Genomic DNA, 14,384 nt, shown 5'->3' on the forward strand with positions numbered 1-14,384 from the left:
GGCGGACGGTGTGGACGGTTTGGACGGTGTGGGCGGTGCTGATCGGTGAAGTCGCCCGGCGGTCCGGGGTCAGTGCCCGGATGCTCAGGCACTACGAGTCGCTCGGCCTGGTGCGGCCCTCGGGCCGTACCGGCTCCGGCTACCGGGAGTACTCCGACGCGGACATCCGGCGGATCTTCCACATCGAGAGCCTGCGCTCGCTCGGCCTGTCGCTGCACGACGTCGGGCGGGCGCTCGACGACCCGGGCTTCGCGCCCTCGGGGCTGGTCGACGACCTCGTCGCCCGCACGCTGGAGCGCATCGCGGCGGAGAGCGAGCTGCTGACGCGGCTGCGCCGGATCGGTGCGGCGGAGCCCGGCGGCTGGGAGGACGTCCTGCGGACCGTGGCGCTCCTGCGCGGGCTGGAGTCGGGGAGCGCGGGGGCGCGGCAGCGCGCGGCCCTGGCGGCGGTCGAGGAGGCCCCCGTCCCCCTGGAGGCACTGGCCGAGGCGGTGCTGGCCGAGTCGGACCCGAACGCCGCCGGGGCCCTGCGGTGGGCCTTGGCACGGGCCGGCGAGGCGGCGGTGGCCCTGCTGGCGCCGGGCCTCGGCTCGCCCTCGGCCGAGGTGCGGGAACGCGCTGTCCGGTCCCTCGCCGAGATCCCGGACGAGGCGGCGACCGCACTGCTGCGGGACGCCCTGGCCGGCCCCGATCCGGTGGTCCGCGGGTACGCGGCCCTGGCGCTCGGGGCCAGGCGGGTGGCCGACGCCGTCCCGACGCTCATCGACATGATCGTCGAGGAGCGGAACGACGCCGACGCGGCCGACGCGCTGGCCGCGCTGGCGAACGGCGGCGCCGGGGGCGGTGCTGCCGGTGTCGGTGCTGCCGTTGATCCCGTCCTGGCGGACCGGATCGCCGGGCGGCTCGTCGAGCGGCTGGCCCGGGACGGGGTCGACGAGCCCGCCCGGCGGCGGCTGACCCAGGCGCTCGCGGACATCCCGGGGAGCACGGCGACGCGCGCGCTCGCCGGGCTGGCGCGGGACGGTGACCGGGTGGTCGCGCTCACGGCGGCGTACGTGCTCACGCTGCGCGGCGCGCGGTAGCGGACTCCCGCGCGCCGCGCAGTGGCTGTGGGCGGTCGGTGGCGGTGGGCCGGTCAGCCGGCGCTGCTGATCCGCAGGATGCCGGTGGTGGTGCCCTGGTAGACCACGCCGCCGGGGGCGATGGAGCCGACCATCTGGAGCGTGTCGAAGAGGAATCCCGCGCCGAGGTAGTGGGTGCGGGTGACGGCGCCGGTGCTCGGGTCGACCTCGGCGTAGTCGTACGGATCGAGGATCGAGGTGGCGTCGGTGCCGGGGATGACCGGCCGGCGCAGCACGGTGTGGATCAGACCGTCACCGGTGGACAGCCTCGGCACGGCGGCGGAGCGCACCGTGGTGTCCCAGACGAGGTCGCAGCCGGAGCCGTCGGAGCGGACGTCGACCCGGCTGAGACCGCCGGAGAAGCGGCCGGAGGCGGGCACGCTCGGGCCGGCGTCGGCGGGCAGCTTGGGGTACGGGTAGCCGTAGGTGCTGGCGACGAAGACGGCGTTCCCGGCGCCGACCGGGGAGTTCTCGCTGCCGCTGCCGCCCGCCCTGAGGACGGGGACGGAGCAGACCTCGGAGCCGTCGGCGGTGCGGTAGACCAGCAGGTGCACGGTCGGCGCGGCGTTGTCGACGACGGTGACGTAGTCGGTGCCGGTGCGCGGGCCGAAGAAGGTCGGCGTGGAGCCGGTGCCCCAGCTGAGCTGTCCGGGCTTGCGGCCCGGCCCGCGGTCGTACGGCCGCCGCCAGGCGATGCGCGGAGTGCCGTCGGCCCCCGCGGTCAGCAGGTAGGTGGCGTGGGTGGTGGCCACCAGCGTGCCGGCCGGGGCGGTGGAGAGGGAGTTGGCGACCTTCTCCCCGGCCGGGAGGGCGAGGGTGCGGACGGTGCCGGTGCGGTCGTCGGCGGTGCCGACGACCCCGCCGCCGGTGGCGAACCAGACCCGGCCCTGCCAGTCCGGGGACAGGCCGGTCACGGCGTCGCCCTCGGGCACGGCGCCGGCCAGCGACAGCCGGCTGTCCACGGTCAGCGCCCAGGCGCCGGTGGCGGTGCGGTGGTGGCCGATCCGCAGCAGGTCGCGGTTGCCGTCCACCACCACCAGGCGGTCGTCCTGGTCCAGGTAGGCGTACACGCCGCCGAGCAACGAGCCCTTGGCGATGGGGAGTTCGGCGACGGAACCGCCGTCGGCCGGGTCGAGCAGGTGGACCGTCGGGACGAGGCCGAAGATCGTGGTGCAGAGCGCGACCGGGCGTCCGTCCGAGCCGACCAGCACCGTCGGGCAGGCGGACTGGAGGGCCACCCGCTCGGAGTCGAGCGGGCCGGGCTTCGGGCCGGGCAGCGGGGTGGCGTCGGAGGAGCCGGTGTCGCCGTGCATGGTGGCGGTGCCGTCGGGCCCCGCGTACGGGTTGTGCGGGGGGAGCGGACCGAACGGGCTGTCGGCGTGGGCAGGGGCAGGGGTAGGGGCGGGGTCCGCGAGGGCGGGGACCGGGAGGGCCAGCAGGGCGGCGGTCACGAGTGCGGGCAGCGCGAGGCGCATGGGAGTTCCCGTCGGGAGAGGTGTGGACGGCGTGGTGGTGCACGTGATCGCCCGGGTGGGGGTTCCCGACGGCGCCGGGGGCGCCGGGCTGATCACCGCGTCAGAGCGCGCGGTGACAGATCGCCGAGCACGCGTGCCCGAGGTCGACGTCGAGTCGACGGCTCAGGTGCGTGTGGCGGTTCATGCGGCCAGCATGGACCACTGACACTTTGTCGCACAAGCGTCCGTCCGGCCCGTGGGACCGGGTGGTGCGGGTCAGAAGACCGAGCAGCCGGAGAGGGTGGTGAGGGTGTCCAGGGCGGTCACGGCGGCGACCGAGTTGCCGGCCTGGTCGAGGCGGGGGCCCCAGGCGCAGACGGCCGCGCGGCCGGGCAGTATGGCGAGGACGCCGCCGCCGACGCCGCTCTTGCCGGGCAGGCCGACGCGGAAGGCGAACTCGCCGGCGGCGTCGTAGGTGCCGCAGGTGAGCAGGACGGCGTTGAGGCGCTTGGCCTCGCCGCGGCTCATCAGCCGGGTGCCGTCGGTGCGCACGCCGTAGCGGGCGAGGAAGGCGCCGGCGAGCACGAGGTCGCGGCAGCTGGCGGCGATCGCGCAGTGCGCGTAGTAGTGGTCCAGCACGGTGTCGACCGGGTTCCGCAGATTGCCGTGGCTGGCGATGAAGTGGGCGAGCGCGGCGTTGCGGTGGCCGTGCTCGGCCTCGGAGGCGGCGACCACCGGATCGGTGTCCAGCAGCCGGTTGCCGGACTCGCGGCGCAGGAACTGCCGTACGGCGCCGGAGGCGTCGCCGGTCAGGGACTGCAGGCGGTCGGTGACCACCAGGGCGCCCGCGTTGATGAACGGATTGCGCGGGATGCCGTGCTCGGTCTCCAGCTGGACCAGCGAGTTGAAGGGGTTGCCGGAGGGCTCCCGGCCGACGCCCCGCCAGAGGTCCTCGCCGCCGTCGGGGCTGTAGGCGAGGGCGAGGGCGAGCGAGAACAGCTTGGAGACGCTCTGGATCGAGAACGGCCGCTCCCAGTCGCCGACGCCGTGCAGCTCGCCGTCGACGGTGGCCACGGCCATGCCGAAGGCCTCCGGGTCGGCCTCGGCGAGGGCCGGGATGTAGTCGGCGACGTGGCCCCGGCCCGTGGTCGCCCGGGCGGCCGCCTCGGCGGCGGCCAGCAGGACGGGGTAGTCCAGGTTCTCCACATCGAACAAGGTTCTTCACTCCACGCGCGGACGGGTACGGACGGGTATGGACGGGTACGGGCACCGTCCGACCTGTGATTATCCGTCTTCGGGGGAGTGCTGTGCGCCAGGCGGGGGTGCGGTGCGTGGCGTGCCGGGAGGCCGGCGCTACGGCGCGTCGGTCGGCGCCTGGACCGGCGGGCCGGTCAGCAGGGTGCCGGAGTCCGTGTAGGGCCAGCCGTTCGGGACGCAGCCGTGCAGGCCCTTGATCTGCTGCATCATCACCGGCGCCGGGGCGCCCGGGCCCGGGCAGTCGACGTGGCCGTTGCCGAGGATGTGCCCGACCTCGTGGTTGATCGCCAGCGCGTGGTACAGCTCCGGCTGGTTCCGGTAGAACTCGGACAACTCGGTCCACCGCTTGAGGTTGATCACCACCTGGTGCTGGACGCCGCAGTTGACCCAGCCGCCGGTGTCCAGCCCGTACTGGCCGCAGATCCGGTCGGTGGAGCCCGGGGTCGCCAGGTAGACCGTGAAGTCCACCGGGTCGGCGGCCATCCGCTCGAAGGACGCGGTGCCCCCGGCCGCCCAGCCGCGCCGGGTGTCGCCGAGGACGGCGTCCACCTCGGCGGCGAACTGCGCCGGACTCTCCGCGATGCCGTCCTCCACCCGCACCTTGTAGCGGTACAGGTGCTCCCCGGTGCCGAAGCGGGCGGAGCCGCCGGGGGCGGTGGTGAAGGCCAGCGGCGCGGGCTCGCCGCTGCGCCAGGGCTGCCACCACAGCAGGCCGGCGGTCACCGCCGCGACCAGGGCCAGGGCGAGCGCGGCGTGCCAGGGCCGCAGGCGCCGCCAACGGCGCGGGCGGGCAGCGGCCGCCGTCATCGGCCGCTGCCCGCCGCCGCACGGCCGTGCGTCCGGCGTATTCGGTGGGTCGGGGGCGCGGCGGTGTCGGACATGGTGGTGGTGCTCCTGGGCGGGCTCAAAACGGGGTACATCAGGAGGAACGGTCCGGTTGCGGCGGAGGGTTCAGTCCTGTTGCGGGTGTCGGGGCCAGGGTAGGGGACGGCGGGAGCGCCAGGGCGTCGCGGAACTCCCGGGCGAGGGAGAGGAACTCCTCCGGGGACCGCGCCGCGTGGTGCAGGTCGATCAGCGGCTCGGCGCCCAACTCCCGTACGGCGGAAGCCAGGTAGTGGGCGATCTGGGCGACCGTGCCACGCTGGGGGACGTCGCCCTCGGGCGCCGGGCCGGCGGTGACCACCGGGTTCACCCGCAGCACCAGGCGCAGCGCCCCCGGGTCGCGGCCGTCGGGCGGGCGGCGCCGCCGGTTCCCGGAACCACTCGAAGGTGCCACCCGTGCGGCGTGTTCCTGGGGATCGCCGTCGGAATCGGCTGTTGTGGTGCGGGTCGATCACGACGACCACCCGCACCACGACCCGTAACCGGAGGCACCGTCATGTCCATCACCACCGTCCTCACCGTCGACGGCATGAGCTGCGGCCACTGCGAGAGGACCGTCAGCGCCGGGCTCGCCGCCATCCCCGGGGTCACCGAGGTCGTCGCGGACGCGCCGAGCGGACGGGTCACCGTGGCCTCTGCCCAGCCGCTGGAGACGGCGGCGGTCCGCAGTGTGGTGGACGGGGCCGGCTTCACCCTCGTCGACGAGATCTGACCCCGGACGGGCCGGGGCCCGCCGTCCTGCTACGGCGGGCCCCACCCGGCTCAGCCCATGCTCTTCGCGCCGTCCAGCGACTCGCGGACGATGTCGGCGTGGCCCGCGTGCTGGGCGGTCTCGGCGATGACGTGCAGCAGCACCCGGCGGGCCGACCACTCGGCGTCCGCCTCGAACCAGGGCGCCTTCGGCAGCGGCTGGGTCGCGTCCAGGTCCGGCAGGGTGGCCACCAGCTCGTCCGTCCGGCGGGCCACCTCGGCGTACTCCGCCAGCACCCCGGCCAGCGTCTCGCCCGGCAGGAGCCGGAACTCGTCGGCGCGGCGGGCGAAGTCGGCCTCGGTCATGGCGGAGAAGTCGGGCATCGCGGACGGGCCCTCCACGATGAACTCCGCCCACAGCCGCTCCACCGTGGTCACGTGCTTGACCAGACCGCCCAGGCACAGCTCGCTCGCACAGGTCCGCAGGCCGGCCTGCTCGTCGGTGAGGTCGCGGGTGGTGAAGCGCAGGAAGTGCCGCTGCTTCTCCAGCGCGACCAGGAGGTCGGCGCGCTCGCCGGTGACGGGGGCGGTGGCGTCGGGGGTGGTGGTCGTGGTCATGGCTCTGGCCTTCCGTTCGGGTCCTGCTCGGGTGCTGCTCCCTCGGACGAGAACCACATTACGGAGCATTGCGGCCACTTCCTGTCCTGAATTGCGGCCAGAATCGGGACATGGCGAACACCAGCACCCGGACCCTGCGACTGCTCTCCCTGCTCCAGACCCACCGGTACTGGCCCGGCGAGGAACTCGCCGACCGGCTCGGCGTCTCCGTCCGCACCCTGCGCCGCGACATCGACCGGCTGCGCGACCTCGGCTACCCCGTCGAGGCCCAGCGCGGCGTCGAGGGCGGCTACCAGCTGGCCGCGGGTGCGGCGCTGCCCCCGCTGGTCATCGACGACGAGGAGGCGGTCGCCCTCGCGGTCGGACTCCAGGCGGCGGCCGACAGCCCGGTGGAGGGGGTCGCCGAGGCCTCCGTCCGGGTCCTGGCCAAGGTCGTGCAGGTGATGCCGGGCCGGCTGCGCCGCCGGGTCGAGGCGCTGCGCGCCGTCACCGTCCCCGTCGACTGGGGCACCGCCCCCGCCTCCCGCGTCGACCCCGACGCCCTCACCGCCGTCGCCCTGGCCTGCCGGGACGACGAACGGATCCGCTTCTCGTACACCGCCGCCTCCGCGCGGCGCACCGAGCGGCACGTCGAGCCGCACCGGCTGGTCTGCCTCGACCGGCGCTGGTACCTGGTCGCCTACGACCTCGACCGCGGCGACTGGCGGACCTTCCGCCTCGACCGCCTCACCGCCGCCGAGGCCACCGGCGCCCGCTTCGCGCCCCGCACCCTCCCGGCCGCCGACGCCGCCGAGTTCGTCCGCGCGGGCCTCAGCGCCATGCCCCGCCCCAACCGCGTCGAGGCCCTGGTGGAGGCGCCCGCCGACCGCGTCCGCGCCCACGTCGGCCGCTGGGGCGACGTCGAGGCGGTGGACGCCACCCGCTGCCGCCTACGGATGACCGCCGACTCCCTGGACTGGCCCGCCATGGCCCTGGGCTCCCTCGGCGCCGAGTTCCAGGTCGTCCACCCGCCGGAGCTGCGGACACTGATCGCGGAATGGTCCACCCGCTTCGGCCGGGCAGCGGAAGGCGGCGCGGAGGAGTAGGAAGTCGGCCCGATCGACTTTCGGTGCGGGGTGGGGCTGTGGTGGGGTGGTCCTCCCGTGGGGTGGGGCTGGAACGGCCGGGCTTCGTACGGTCGTTACGCCGGCCGGGGGTGGATGGGGGTGGGTGTGGGGCGGGTCAGGGTGTGGCGGGTCAGGAGGGTGTTCCGGGAGGCGGACCACAGGTACGTGCGGGCGGCGGAGCTGAGGCTGGAGGGGGTGTTCCAGCTCCTCACCCTGTCGGGGAGGCGGCGGGCTCGGCGGCTGCCGCTCGTACGTCGGCAGTGGCTGCGGGCGGTGGAGGAGGATGCGGACCTGGCGCTGACGGCGCTCGCCGACGCGGTGGTGGACGGGTTGGACGTGGCGACCGGCGAGTTCGTCGACGAGGCGCTGGCCCGGTGGGTCCGTTCCGGGCGGCAGGGCCGTTTGCAGCGAGGTGCCTACGAACGGTTGCGGGAGGCCCTGGCCACGACCGGCCGGTCGCTGGCCGCCCGGCTGACCGACCTGTACCGGGGGGAACCGGCGCTTCGGGAGCACCGCAGTGCCCCGGAGGTGCGCGACATGCTGATGGAGTACCACCCGGAGCACCCGCCGATGGAGCTGCTGATGGCGGTGGGCCCGCTGGGTTCGGAGGCGGACTGGTGGTGCGATCTCGGGTACCGGGCGGTCGAGGACGGTGACCTGGAGCTGGCCGACCGGCACTTCGCCCGGTCGCACGACCTCGGTTGTCCGCACGTGCGGAAGCGGGTCGTGTACCTCGCTCTGCTGCGGGTGGCGGAGGTCGGCGACCGGGTGCAGGTGCGCGACGCCCTCAGGACGGCCCGTGAGCTGCATCCCGCCCTCGACCACGAGCAGTTGTTCTACCTGGACTGCCGGGCCGTCCTCGCCGGTGCGGAGCCGGACGTGGCGGCGATGGTGCGGTTGCGGGTGGGCCGCCCCGACCTGCGTCAGCTGTGGCTGGCCCAGCACTTCCTCCGGGTCGGGAACCCCGTCGTGGCCCGGGCCAGGTTGCGTTCGTGCGTGCGGAAGGCCGGGAAGCTGACCCAGGACCGGTACTGGCACCTGGACAGGCGTGACGACGATCCCGATCCGTCCGACGTCCTGCGCACGGCCAAGGCCCAACTGGCCCGGCAGGACGGGCGTCGCCAGGACGGGCGTGAGGCGGCGGGCCCGGACGCGCGCCTGCTGCCGTCGGTGCACCGGTTCGACCCGGGCTATCTGCACGAGGCGCCGCCGGAGCCGTAGTGGCGGCGGGCCGCCGCCACTACGGGGCGATGGACTCGATGGTGGCGCGCAGGCGTCCGAGTACGGCGGGGAGTTCGGGCAGCGGGGGGTTGGCGAGGGCGAGGCGGATGGCGTTGGGGTGGTGGGGGCCGGTGGCGAAGGCGTCGGCGGTGGAGACGAGGATGCCCTCGGCGGCGAGCAGGGCGGCGACCCGGTCGGGGCGCTGGTGGGGTTCCAGGGCGAGCCACTGGATGTAGGAGGCGGGGTGGGCGGTGACGGCGAGGCCGGCCAGGGCGGTGCGGGCGAGCCGTTGGCGCTCGGCGGCGTCGGCGCGGCGCCGGGCTTCGAGGCGGGTGACGGTGCCGTCGGCGAGCCAGCCGGTGGCGAGGGCGGTGATCAGGCCGGGGGCGCCCCAGGCGGCGGCGCGCAGCTGGGTGGTGGCGGCGCGCAGGTGGCGGTCGGGGAGGACGGCGAAGCCGAACCGCAGGCCGGGGGCGACGTTCTTGGACAGGCCGGCGACGTAGCAGGTGCGGTCGGGGGCGAGGGCGTGCAGCGGCGGGGGCGGTGAGGCCTCCAGGAAGGCGTAGGTGCCGTCCTCGATCAGGGTGCAGTCGTGGGCGGCGGCGAGGGCCGTGAGGCGTTGCCGCTGGCCGCGGTCGAGCACCCAGCCGAGCGGGTTGTGGACGGTCGGGACGGTGTAGACCGCGCGGACCGGGCGGCTGCGGCAGAGCCGGTCGAGGGCGTCGAGGTCGGGCCCGGTGGGGGTGACGGGCACGGGGGCGAGGTCCAGTCCGTGCGCGGCGGCGAGGAGTTTGACGCCCGGGTAGCTGAGCGCGTCGACGGCGAGGACGTCGCCGGGGCGGGTGAGGGTGCGCAGGACGCAGTCGAGGGCCTGCTGGGCGCCGCTGGTGAGCAGGACGTTGTCGGGGGCGGTGTCGACGCCGCGGTCCAGCAGGTAGCGGGCGACGGTCGCCCGGTCGTGCCGGTGGCCGCCGGGCGGGTGCTGGCGCAGCAGGGCCTCGGCGTCGCCGGAGGAGGCGAGGGTGCGCAGCGCCCGGCGCAGCTGGTCGCCCTGGTCGGGGGCGAGGGGCTGGTTGAAGGAGAGGTCGGCGGTGCGGGGCACCGGGAGGACGCGGGAGGGTTCGAGGCCGTCGTAGCCGGAGCGGACCCGGACGAAGGTGCCGCGGCCCTGCTCGCCCACGACCAGCCCGGCGGCGCCGAGTTCGGCGTAGACGCGGGTCGCGGTGGCGAGCGCGATGCCGCGTTCGCGGGCGAGGGCGCGGTGGGTCGGCAGCCGGGTGCCGGCGGGCAGGGCGCCGGAGCGGATCGCGGCGGCGTACTCGTCGACGACGGCCTTGTAGGAGGGAGGTCGCACGGGGCCTGCCGTTCCGTGGTCCGAAGGCGTGGGCGGGGGAGGGGGAAGTGTATCCAGGACAATAACTGGATTGTCCTGGACCACCTTTCCTAGCCTCGCTCGGGCAGTGACCGAAGCGACCACGTCGAAAGGGAACCAGCGGCCATGACCGTCCACAGCGAGCGGGACCAGCACGTCGTCACCCTCACCATCGACCGGGAGAAGAAGCTCAACGCCCTCGACTACCCGACGATCGACGCGCTGCTCGCCGCACTCGACCGGATCGACGCCGACGACAGCGTCCGCGCCGTCATCCTGACCGGGGCCGGGCAGCGGGCGTTCAGCGCGGGCGCGGACATCCCGTCGCTGGCGGCCAGCATCGCGGGCGGGCCGGAGCGGGCGCTGCGCGAGTTCGTCCGCCGCGGCCACACCCTGACCCGGCGGATCGAGGAGTTCCCCAAGCCGGTCATCGTCGCGGTCAACGGGCTGGCGTACGGCGGGGGTTGCGAGCTCACCGAGGCGGCGCCGCTGGCGATCGCGGCGGAGCACGCCAGCTTCGCCAAGCCGGAGATCGCGCTCGGCTTCCCGCCGCCCTTCGGCGGCTCGCAGCGGCTGCCGCGCCACGTGGGCCGCAAGCGCGGCCTGGAGCTGATCCTCACCGGGGACCCGGTCCCGGCCGCCCGGGCGGCCGAGCTGGGCCTGGTCAACGCGGTCGTCCCGGCCGGTGAACTGCTCGACGAGGCACGGGACCTGGCGGACCGCATCATCCGGTACGCGCCGACCGCGGTGGCCGCCTGCCTGCGGGCGGTCACCCGCGGGATCAACCTGCCGATCGACGAGGGCCTCGCGGTGGAGGCGGCGGCCTTCGCCGCCACCGTGCCGACGGACGGTGTGCGGGACGGGATCCGGCGGTTCCTCGACCGGACCTGAGGCCGGATATTCGCTTGGCCGACGGTGGCGGGCCGGGCGATCATGGCGGGATGTCCGATCTGTTCGAGCGGGTAGCCGCCTTCCACGTCGCCTTCGCCCGCCGCCAGGCGGCCGAGGTCATCGAACTGCCGGAGTTCCCAGGGGTCTTCGCCGTACGGAACCCCGAGTTCGTGCGCTCCCACGAGCACAACCAGCTGATCGTCACCGGGCCGGGCGCCGACCCGGCGGCCCTGCCGGGGCTGGCGGCGCGCTGGCTCGGGCAGCGCCGGCAGTACGCGATCACCGTGCTGGACGAGGCGTGGGGCGAGCGGGCCGCGCCGGTACTGGCCGGGGCCGGGTACGCGCGCAGCGCCGTGGTGGTCATGGCCAGGGGCACGGCGGGCTGCGCACTGCCCGAACCGGCCGCCCTGCCGACGGAGTTCGCCGAACTGCGGGAGCCCGTGCTGCGGCAGCAGCGGGAGTGGTACGAGGAGGCGGAGCTGCTCCGCCAGCTCACCGACCGCCGACCGGCCAGGCGGCGCGGCGCCGAGCAGGTGCACTTCCTGGCGGCCCGGGCGGCGGACGGCGAGGTGGCCGCCTGGGTCGACCTCTACCTCGAACCGGCCGCCGGGCTGGCGCAGTTGGAGGACCTGGTCACCGCGATCCCGCACCGCGGGGCCGGTCACGGGGACACCCTGCTGGCCAGCGGCCTGGCCCTGGCGGCGGCGGCCGGGATCCCGCGGCTGTTCCTGTTCGCGGACGCGGTCGACTGGCCGCGCACGTGGTACGCGCGCCGGGGCTTCGTCGAGATCGGCCGCAACCTGTCCTTCCAGACGAGCTGACGACCGGGGGACAGGCGATTGGACGGTGACCTGAACACGGAGCGGGCCCTGCCCCGTGACCTGATGGCCGTCGACACCCCGGCGCTGCTGCGACTGGAGGAGCGCGCCGTGGATCTCGGCCTCTCCCAGCGGCTGGACCCGGCGTGGCTGAGGGCGCACGCGGCGCCCGACGGGCGGCACTACCTGCGGGCGGCGCTGTGGCACGGGCTGTCCCACCGTCCCGAACTGCCGGCCCGGTTGCGCTGCGAGCTGGTGCTGGAACTGCGGACCGGCGAGCAGGTGCTGAGCCTGCTGGACGTCCTGCCCGAGGAGTTCGCGCGGCTGTCGGCGGTGACGTCCCGCGACGAGGGCCTGCCGGTGGCCCGTCTCCTGGGCGGCGGCGGGCTGCGGTCGGTCAGGGAGTACTCGGGCGGGGAGTAGCCGGCTGGGGCGCGGGCGGCGTACGACGAGGGGCCGCGGGGCTGACCGGCCCGGCCGCCGCCCGCCCGCAGTGGTCGGCGACGGTGTCCGCGAAGGCCCGGGCGAGCGGTCCCAGGGTGAGCCACTCGCGCGCGGCCCAGCCGACGGTGAGGCCCGGGAGGTCGGGCAGCGGGACCAGCCGGAGCCCGGGGTGGCCGGGGCCCTGCCACTCGGGGAGCGCGGGGACGACGGCGTGGCCGAGGCCGAGTTCGGCGAGCAGGATGGCCGTGTCCCAGTCGGTGACGCTGGTGTCGAAGACCGGGCGGATGCCCGACTTGCCGAGCCAGTCGTCCAGTTGGGAGCGGGAGACCGAGTTCTGCGGCAGCCCGATGAGCCGGGCGTCCTGGAGGTCGGCGGGTTCGATGCGCTCCCGGGCGGCGAGCGGGTCGGCGGCCGCCACGGCGAGCACCCACGGCAGGTCGGCGACGGGACGCTGCTCGATGCCGCGGACGGGCGTGCCCAGGGTGATCCAGGCCAGGTCGACCTGGCCGGCGGTGAGCGCGTCCAGACAGCTGCGGCTGGAGACGCCGGTCTGGAACTCCAGGCTGACCTGCGGGAACCGTTCGCGGAAGTCGACCACGGCGGCGGACATGAAGTGCCGGATGCTGGTGGCGCCGGTGGTGATCCGCACCGATCCGCCCTCGCCGCGGGCGAGTTCGGCGATGGTGCGCAGCGCGTGGTCGATGCCGCCCAGTCCGTTGGCCACGGCGGTCTGCAGGTGGCGTCCGGCCTGGGTGGGCACCACGCCGCGCGGGTGCCGATCGATCAGGGTGAGGCCCAGCTCGCGCTCCAGCCGCTTCACGTGCTGGCTGACGGCGGACTGGCTGCACGCCAGGTCGCGGGCGACGGCGCTGAGCGAGCCGGCCCGGCAGACGGCGGCGAAGACGCGGAGGTCGTCGAGGGTCACGAACGCCCAGGGTACTGCCGGTCCGGGACGGCACGAGAAGGGGCCCGACCCAAGCCTGACCTTGGAAGTTCCCCAGGAAATCAGCGGATTGACTTGGAAGTCCGGCAGCCTCGATCATCGACGGCAGGGCCCGCAGGAGGGCGGCAACCCGCCCGCTGCCTTCGCGGCGCTCCGGACGCGTAGAGGCGGGGGCGGGGCGGGTGCCGACCCGTAGGTACCCGCGGGCCCACGGGCACGTCGGGCAGTGGAGGGGGAACGGAACATGCGGTACGCCGATGGTCCCGGTACGGACTGCGAGGTGTTCGTCCGGGCGGAGGTGGAGCGGGTCTGGGCACTGGTCACCGACATCGCGCTGCCCGCCCGGCACAGCCCGGAGCTCCAGCGGACCGCCTGGTTGGACGGCGCGGTCGGCGCGGACGACCCCGCGCCGGGCGCCCGCTTCGAGGGGTACAACCGCCGGGCGGGCATGCCCGATTGGCGGACGGTCTCCGAGGTGGTGGAGCTGGTCGAGCACCGCGCCTTCGCCTGGGCCGTCCTGGACGTGGACGGCCGCTTCGGCACCCCGGTGACGGACGCGACCGGTGCGCTGGCCCGGTGGCGCTTCGAGCTGCGCCCCGAGGACGGCGGTACCCGGGTGCGGCACTCGGTGCTGCTCGGCCCGGGCCGCAGCGGAGTCACCCGGGCCATCGACGCCCGGCCGGAGGCCGAGGAGAAGATCGTCGCCTTCCGCCTGGGGGAGCTGCGGACCGGGATGACGGCGACGCTGGAGGGCATCAAGTCGGCGGCCGAGAGCGTGGGTTGAGGTGTCGGAGCTGGAACGTTCGGAGCTTGAGCGTGCGCTGGACCCCGACGGGCTGCTCGCGGAGGTCCGGGCCTCGGCGGCACGCCTGTGCGCGGACCTGGCGCCGCTGACCGACCGGCAGGCCCGTGAGCCCTCGCTGCTCCCCGGCTGGAGCCGGGGCCATCTGCTCACCCACCTCGCCCGCAGCGCCGACGCCTACCGCTGGATGCTCGCCCTGGCCCGTACCGGCCGCGCCCCCGGGCCGCGCGCCGACGCCGCCGAGCTGGACCGGCAACTGCGCGCGGGCGCGGGGCGCGCCGCCGGAGCGCTGGCCGCCGACCTGCGGGACAGCCTGGACGGGCTGCTGCGGGACGCGGCCGAGCTGCCCGCCGGGCGCCGGGACGTCCTGGTCCCGGCGTTGGCGGGCTGGCGGCACCCGGCCTGGTACCTGCTGTGGCGGGCCTGGCGGGAGCTGGAGGTGCACGCGGTCGACCTGGGCCTCGGCCGCGGGCCGGCCGACTGGCCCGCGGCGTTCGTCCGGGCGGCCCTGGCCGAGACGGCCGCGGCACTGGCCGTACGGGCGGTGCCGCTGGCCCGGGTGGAGGCCGAGGACCTCGGCCTCGGCTGGGCGATCGGCGGGACGGGCCCGGTGGTGAGCGGCCCCGGGCACGCGCTGCTCGCCTGGTTCGCCGGGCGCGGCCCGCTGGCGGCCCTGCGGGTGGACGGCGGGTTGCCGGCGCCCGCGGTGCTGCCGGCCTGGCCGTTGCCGCCGGTGCCCGGCTGGGGGTGAGGTCCGCTCAGGAG

The 14,384-nt window shown here is 75.4% G+C and carries 17 protein-coding genes; 10 read left to right on the plus strand and 7 right to left on the minus strand.

The annotated features are described in order from the left end of the window. The first annotated feature begins 35 nt into the window (after window positions 1-35). Window positions 36-1,082: a HEAT repeat domain-containing protein gene (locus tag ACFY2K_RS10615; protein ID WP_375886007.1), complete on the plus strand. Its 1,047-nt coding sequence runs from the start codon at window positions 36-38 to the stop codon at window positions 1,080-1,082. A 53-nt stretch (window positions 1,083-1,135) separates the two neighbouring features. On the opposite strand, the gene ACFY2K_RS10620 is transcribed toward ACFY2K_RS10615, so the two are convergent. Next, the gene (locus ACFY2K_RS10620) at window positions 1,136-2,596 is read right to left on the minus strand and encodes a hypothetical protein (protein ID WP_387710706.1); all 1,461 of its coding nucleotides are present in this window, start codon (window positions 2,594-2,596) and stop codon (window positions 1,136-1,138) included. A gap of 31 nt (window positions 2,597-2,627) precedes the next feature. On the opposite strand from ACFY2K_RS10620, the gene ACFY2K_RS10625 reads away from it, so the two are divergent. Continuing rightward, window positions 2,628-2,801, plus strand: coding sequence for a hypothetical protein (locus ACFY2K_RS10625; protein WP_375886011.1), 174 nt, complete (start codon window positions 2,628-2,630; stop codon window positions 2,799-2,801). A 50-nt stretch (window positions 2,802-2,851) separates the two neighbouring features. On the opposite strand, the gene ACFY2K_RS10630 is transcribed toward ACFY2K_RS10625, so the two are convergent. From ACFY2K_RS10630 to ACFY2K_RS10640, 3 genes are all read right to left on the minus strand, one after another. After that, a complete protein-coding gene (locus ACFY2K_RS10630; protein ID WP_375886202.1) occupies window positions 2,852-3,772 on the minus strand; it encodes a glutaminase in 921 nt (306 codons plus the stop codon). Between the two features lie 156 nt (window positions 3,773-3,928). Next, window positions 3,929-4,639: a DUF3152 domain-containing protein gene (locus ACFY2K_RS10635; RefSeq protein WP_380638958.1), complete on the minus strand. Its 711-nt coding sequence runs from the start codon at window positions 4,637-4,639 to the stop codon at window positions 3,929-3,931. 112 nt (window positions 4,640-4,751) lie between these two features. Further along, window positions 4,752-5,108 (minus strand): hypothetical protein, encoded by a 357-nt coding sequence (locus ACFY2K_RS10640; protein WP_387710709.1) that lies wholly within the window; start codon window positions 5,106-5,108, stop codon window positions 4,752-4,754. 102 nt (window positions 5,109-5,210) lie between these two features. Here ACFY2K_RS10640 and ACFY2K_RS10645 point away from each other — a divergent pair, with 102 nt between their 5' ends. Then, on the plus strand, window positions 5,211-5,426 hold the full coding sequence (locus ACFY2K_RS10645) for a heavy-metal-associated domain-containing protein (protein WP_375886017.1): 216 nt from the start codon (window positions 5,211-5,213) through the stop codon (window positions 5,424-5,426). Window positions 5,427-5,476: 50 nt separating this feature from the next. Here ACFY2K_RS10645 and ACFY2K_RS10650 read toward each other — a convergent pair whose 3' ends face one another. Then, a complete protein-coding gene (locus ACFY2K_RS10650; RefSeq protein WP_375886020.1) occupies window positions 5,477-6,022 on the minus strand; it encodes a DinB family protein in 546 nt (181 codons plus the stop codon). 110 nt (window positions 6,023-6,132) lie between these two features. Between ACFY2K_RS10650 and ACFY2K_RS10655 the strand changes: the two genes are divergently transcribed. Next, on the plus strand, window positions 6,133-7,107 hold the full coding sequence (locus ACFY2K_RS10655) for a helix-turn-helix transcriptional regulator (RefSeq protein ID WP_380593806.1): 975 nt from the start codon (window positions 6,133-6,135) through the stop codon (window positions 7,105-7,107). A gap of 216 nt (window positions 7,108-7,323) precedes the next feature. After that, entirely contained in the window at window positions 7,324-8,349 is a 1,026-nt protein-coding gene (locus ACFY2K_RS10660) for a hypothetical protein (RefSeq protein ID WP_387710711.1), read from the plus strand. Window positions 8,350-8,368: 19 nt separating this feature from the next. Here the strand turns inward: ACFY2K_RS10660 and ACFY2K_RS10665 are convergent, their stop codons facing one another. Continuing rightward, window positions 8,369-9,703, minus strand: coding sequence for a PLP-dependent aminotransferase family protein (locus ACFY2K_RS10665; protein ID WP_387710713.1), 1,335 nt, complete (start codon window positions 9,701-9,703; stop codon window positions 8,369-8,371). 144 nt (window positions 9,704-9,847) lie between these two features. On the opposite strand from ACFY2K_RS10665, the gene ACFY2K_RS10670 reads away from it, so the two are divergent. Genes ACFY2K_RS10670 through ACFY2K_RS10680 form a run of 3 tightly spaced genes read left to right on the plus strand, consistent with a single transcriptional unit; the run spans window position 9,848 to window position 11,853 of the window. Continuing rightward, complete coding sequence (locus ACFY2K_RS10670; protein ID WP_375886029.1) at window positions 9,848-10,612, plus strand: crotonase/enoyl-CoA hydratase family protein; 765 nt, start codon at window positions 9,848-9,850, stop codon at window positions 10,610-10,612. Between the two features lie 50 nt (window positions 10,613-10,662). Continuing rightward, window positions 10,663-11,433 (plus strand): GNAT family N-acetyltransferase, encoded by a 771-nt coding sequence (locus ACFY2K_RS10675; RefSeq protein ID WP_387710716.1) that lies wholly within the window; start codon window positions 10,663-10,665, stop codon window positions 11,431-11,433. Window positions 11,434-11,451: 18 nt separating this feature from the next. Further along, on the plus strand, window positions 11,452-11,853 hold the full coding sequence (locus ACFY2K_RS10680) for a hypothetical protein (RefSeq protein WP_380527645.1): 402 nt from the start codon (window positions 11,452-11,454) through the stop codon (window positions 11,851-11,853). Here the strand turns inward: ACFY2K_RS10680 and ACFY2K_RS10685 are convergent. Beyond that, window positions 11,828-12,799 carry a LysR family transcriptional regulator gene (locus ACFY2K_RS10685; protein WP_380527643.1) on the minus strand — a complete coding sequence of 324 codons (972 nt, stop codon included), beginning with the start codon at window positions 12,797-12,799 and terminating at the stop codon, window positions 11,828-11,830. The genes ACFY2K_RS10680 and ACFY2K_RS10685 overlap by 26 nt on opposite strands. Before the next feature lie 262 nt (window positions 12,800-13,061). Between ACFY2K_RS10685 and ACFY2K_RS10690 the strand changes: the two genes are divergently transcribed. Together ACFY2K_RS10690 and ACFY2K_RS10695 are read left to right on the plus strand one after the other, a co-directional pair. Beyond that, window positions 13,062-13,601: an SRPBCC family protein gene (locus ACFY2K_RS10690; RefSeq protein WP_387710719.1), complete on the plus strand. Its 540-nt coding sequence runs from the start codon at window positions 13,062-13,064 to the stop codon at window positions 13,599-13,601. Between the two features lies 1 nt (window position 13,602). Further along, the gene (locus ACFY2K_RS10695) at window positions 13,603-14,370 is read left to right on the plus strand and encodes a maleylpyruvate isomerase family mycothiol-dependent enzyme (RefSeq protein WP_387710721.1); all 768 of its coding nucleotides are present in this window, start codon (window positions 13,603-13,605) and stop codon (window positions 14,368-14,370) included. Window positions 14,371-14,384: the final 14 nt, after the last annotated feature.

Source organism: Kitasatospora sp. NPDC001309, assembly GCF_042896295.1.
GTDB lineage: Bacteria > Actinomycetota > Actinomycetes > Streptomycetales > Streptomycetaceae > Kitasatospora.

Excerpts from the sequence above, each read along its gene's own strand:
- ACFY2K_RS10635 (WP_380638958.1), bottom strand. The coding sequence starts at position 4,639 with ATGACGGCGGCCGCTGCCCGCCCGCGCCGTTGGCGGCGCCTGCGGCCC.
- ACFY2K_RS10655 (WP_380593806.1), top strand. The coding sequence starts at position 6,133 with ATGGCGAACACCAGCACCCGGACCCTGCGACTGCTCTCCCTGCTCCAG.
- ACFY2K_RS10675 (WP_387710716.1), top strand. The coding sequence starts at position 10,663 with ATGTCCGATCTGTTCGAGCGGGTAGCCGCCTTCCACGTCGCCTTCGCC.
- ACFY2K_RS10645 (WP_375886017.1), top strand. The coding sequence starts at position 5,211 with ATGTCCATCACCACCGTCCTCACCGTCGACGGCATGAGCTGCGGCCAC.
- ACFY2K_RS10650 (WP_375886020.1), bottom strand. The coding sequence starts at position 6,022 with ATGACCACGACCACCACCCCCGACGCCACCGCCCCCGTCACCGGCGAG.
- ACFY2K_RS10620 (WP_387710706.1), bottom strand. The coding sequence starts at position 2,596 with ATGCGCCTCGCGCTGCCCGCACTCGTGACCGCCGCCCTGCTGGCCCTC.
- ACFY2K_RS10670 (WP_375886029.1), top strand. The coding sequence starts at position 9,848 with ATGACCGTCCACAGCGAGCGGGACCAGCACGTCGTCACCCTCACCATC.
- ACFY2K_RS10690 (WP_387710719.1), top strand. The coding sequence starts at position 13,062 with ATGCGGTACGCCGATGGTCCCGGTACGGACTGCGAGGTGTTCGTCCGG.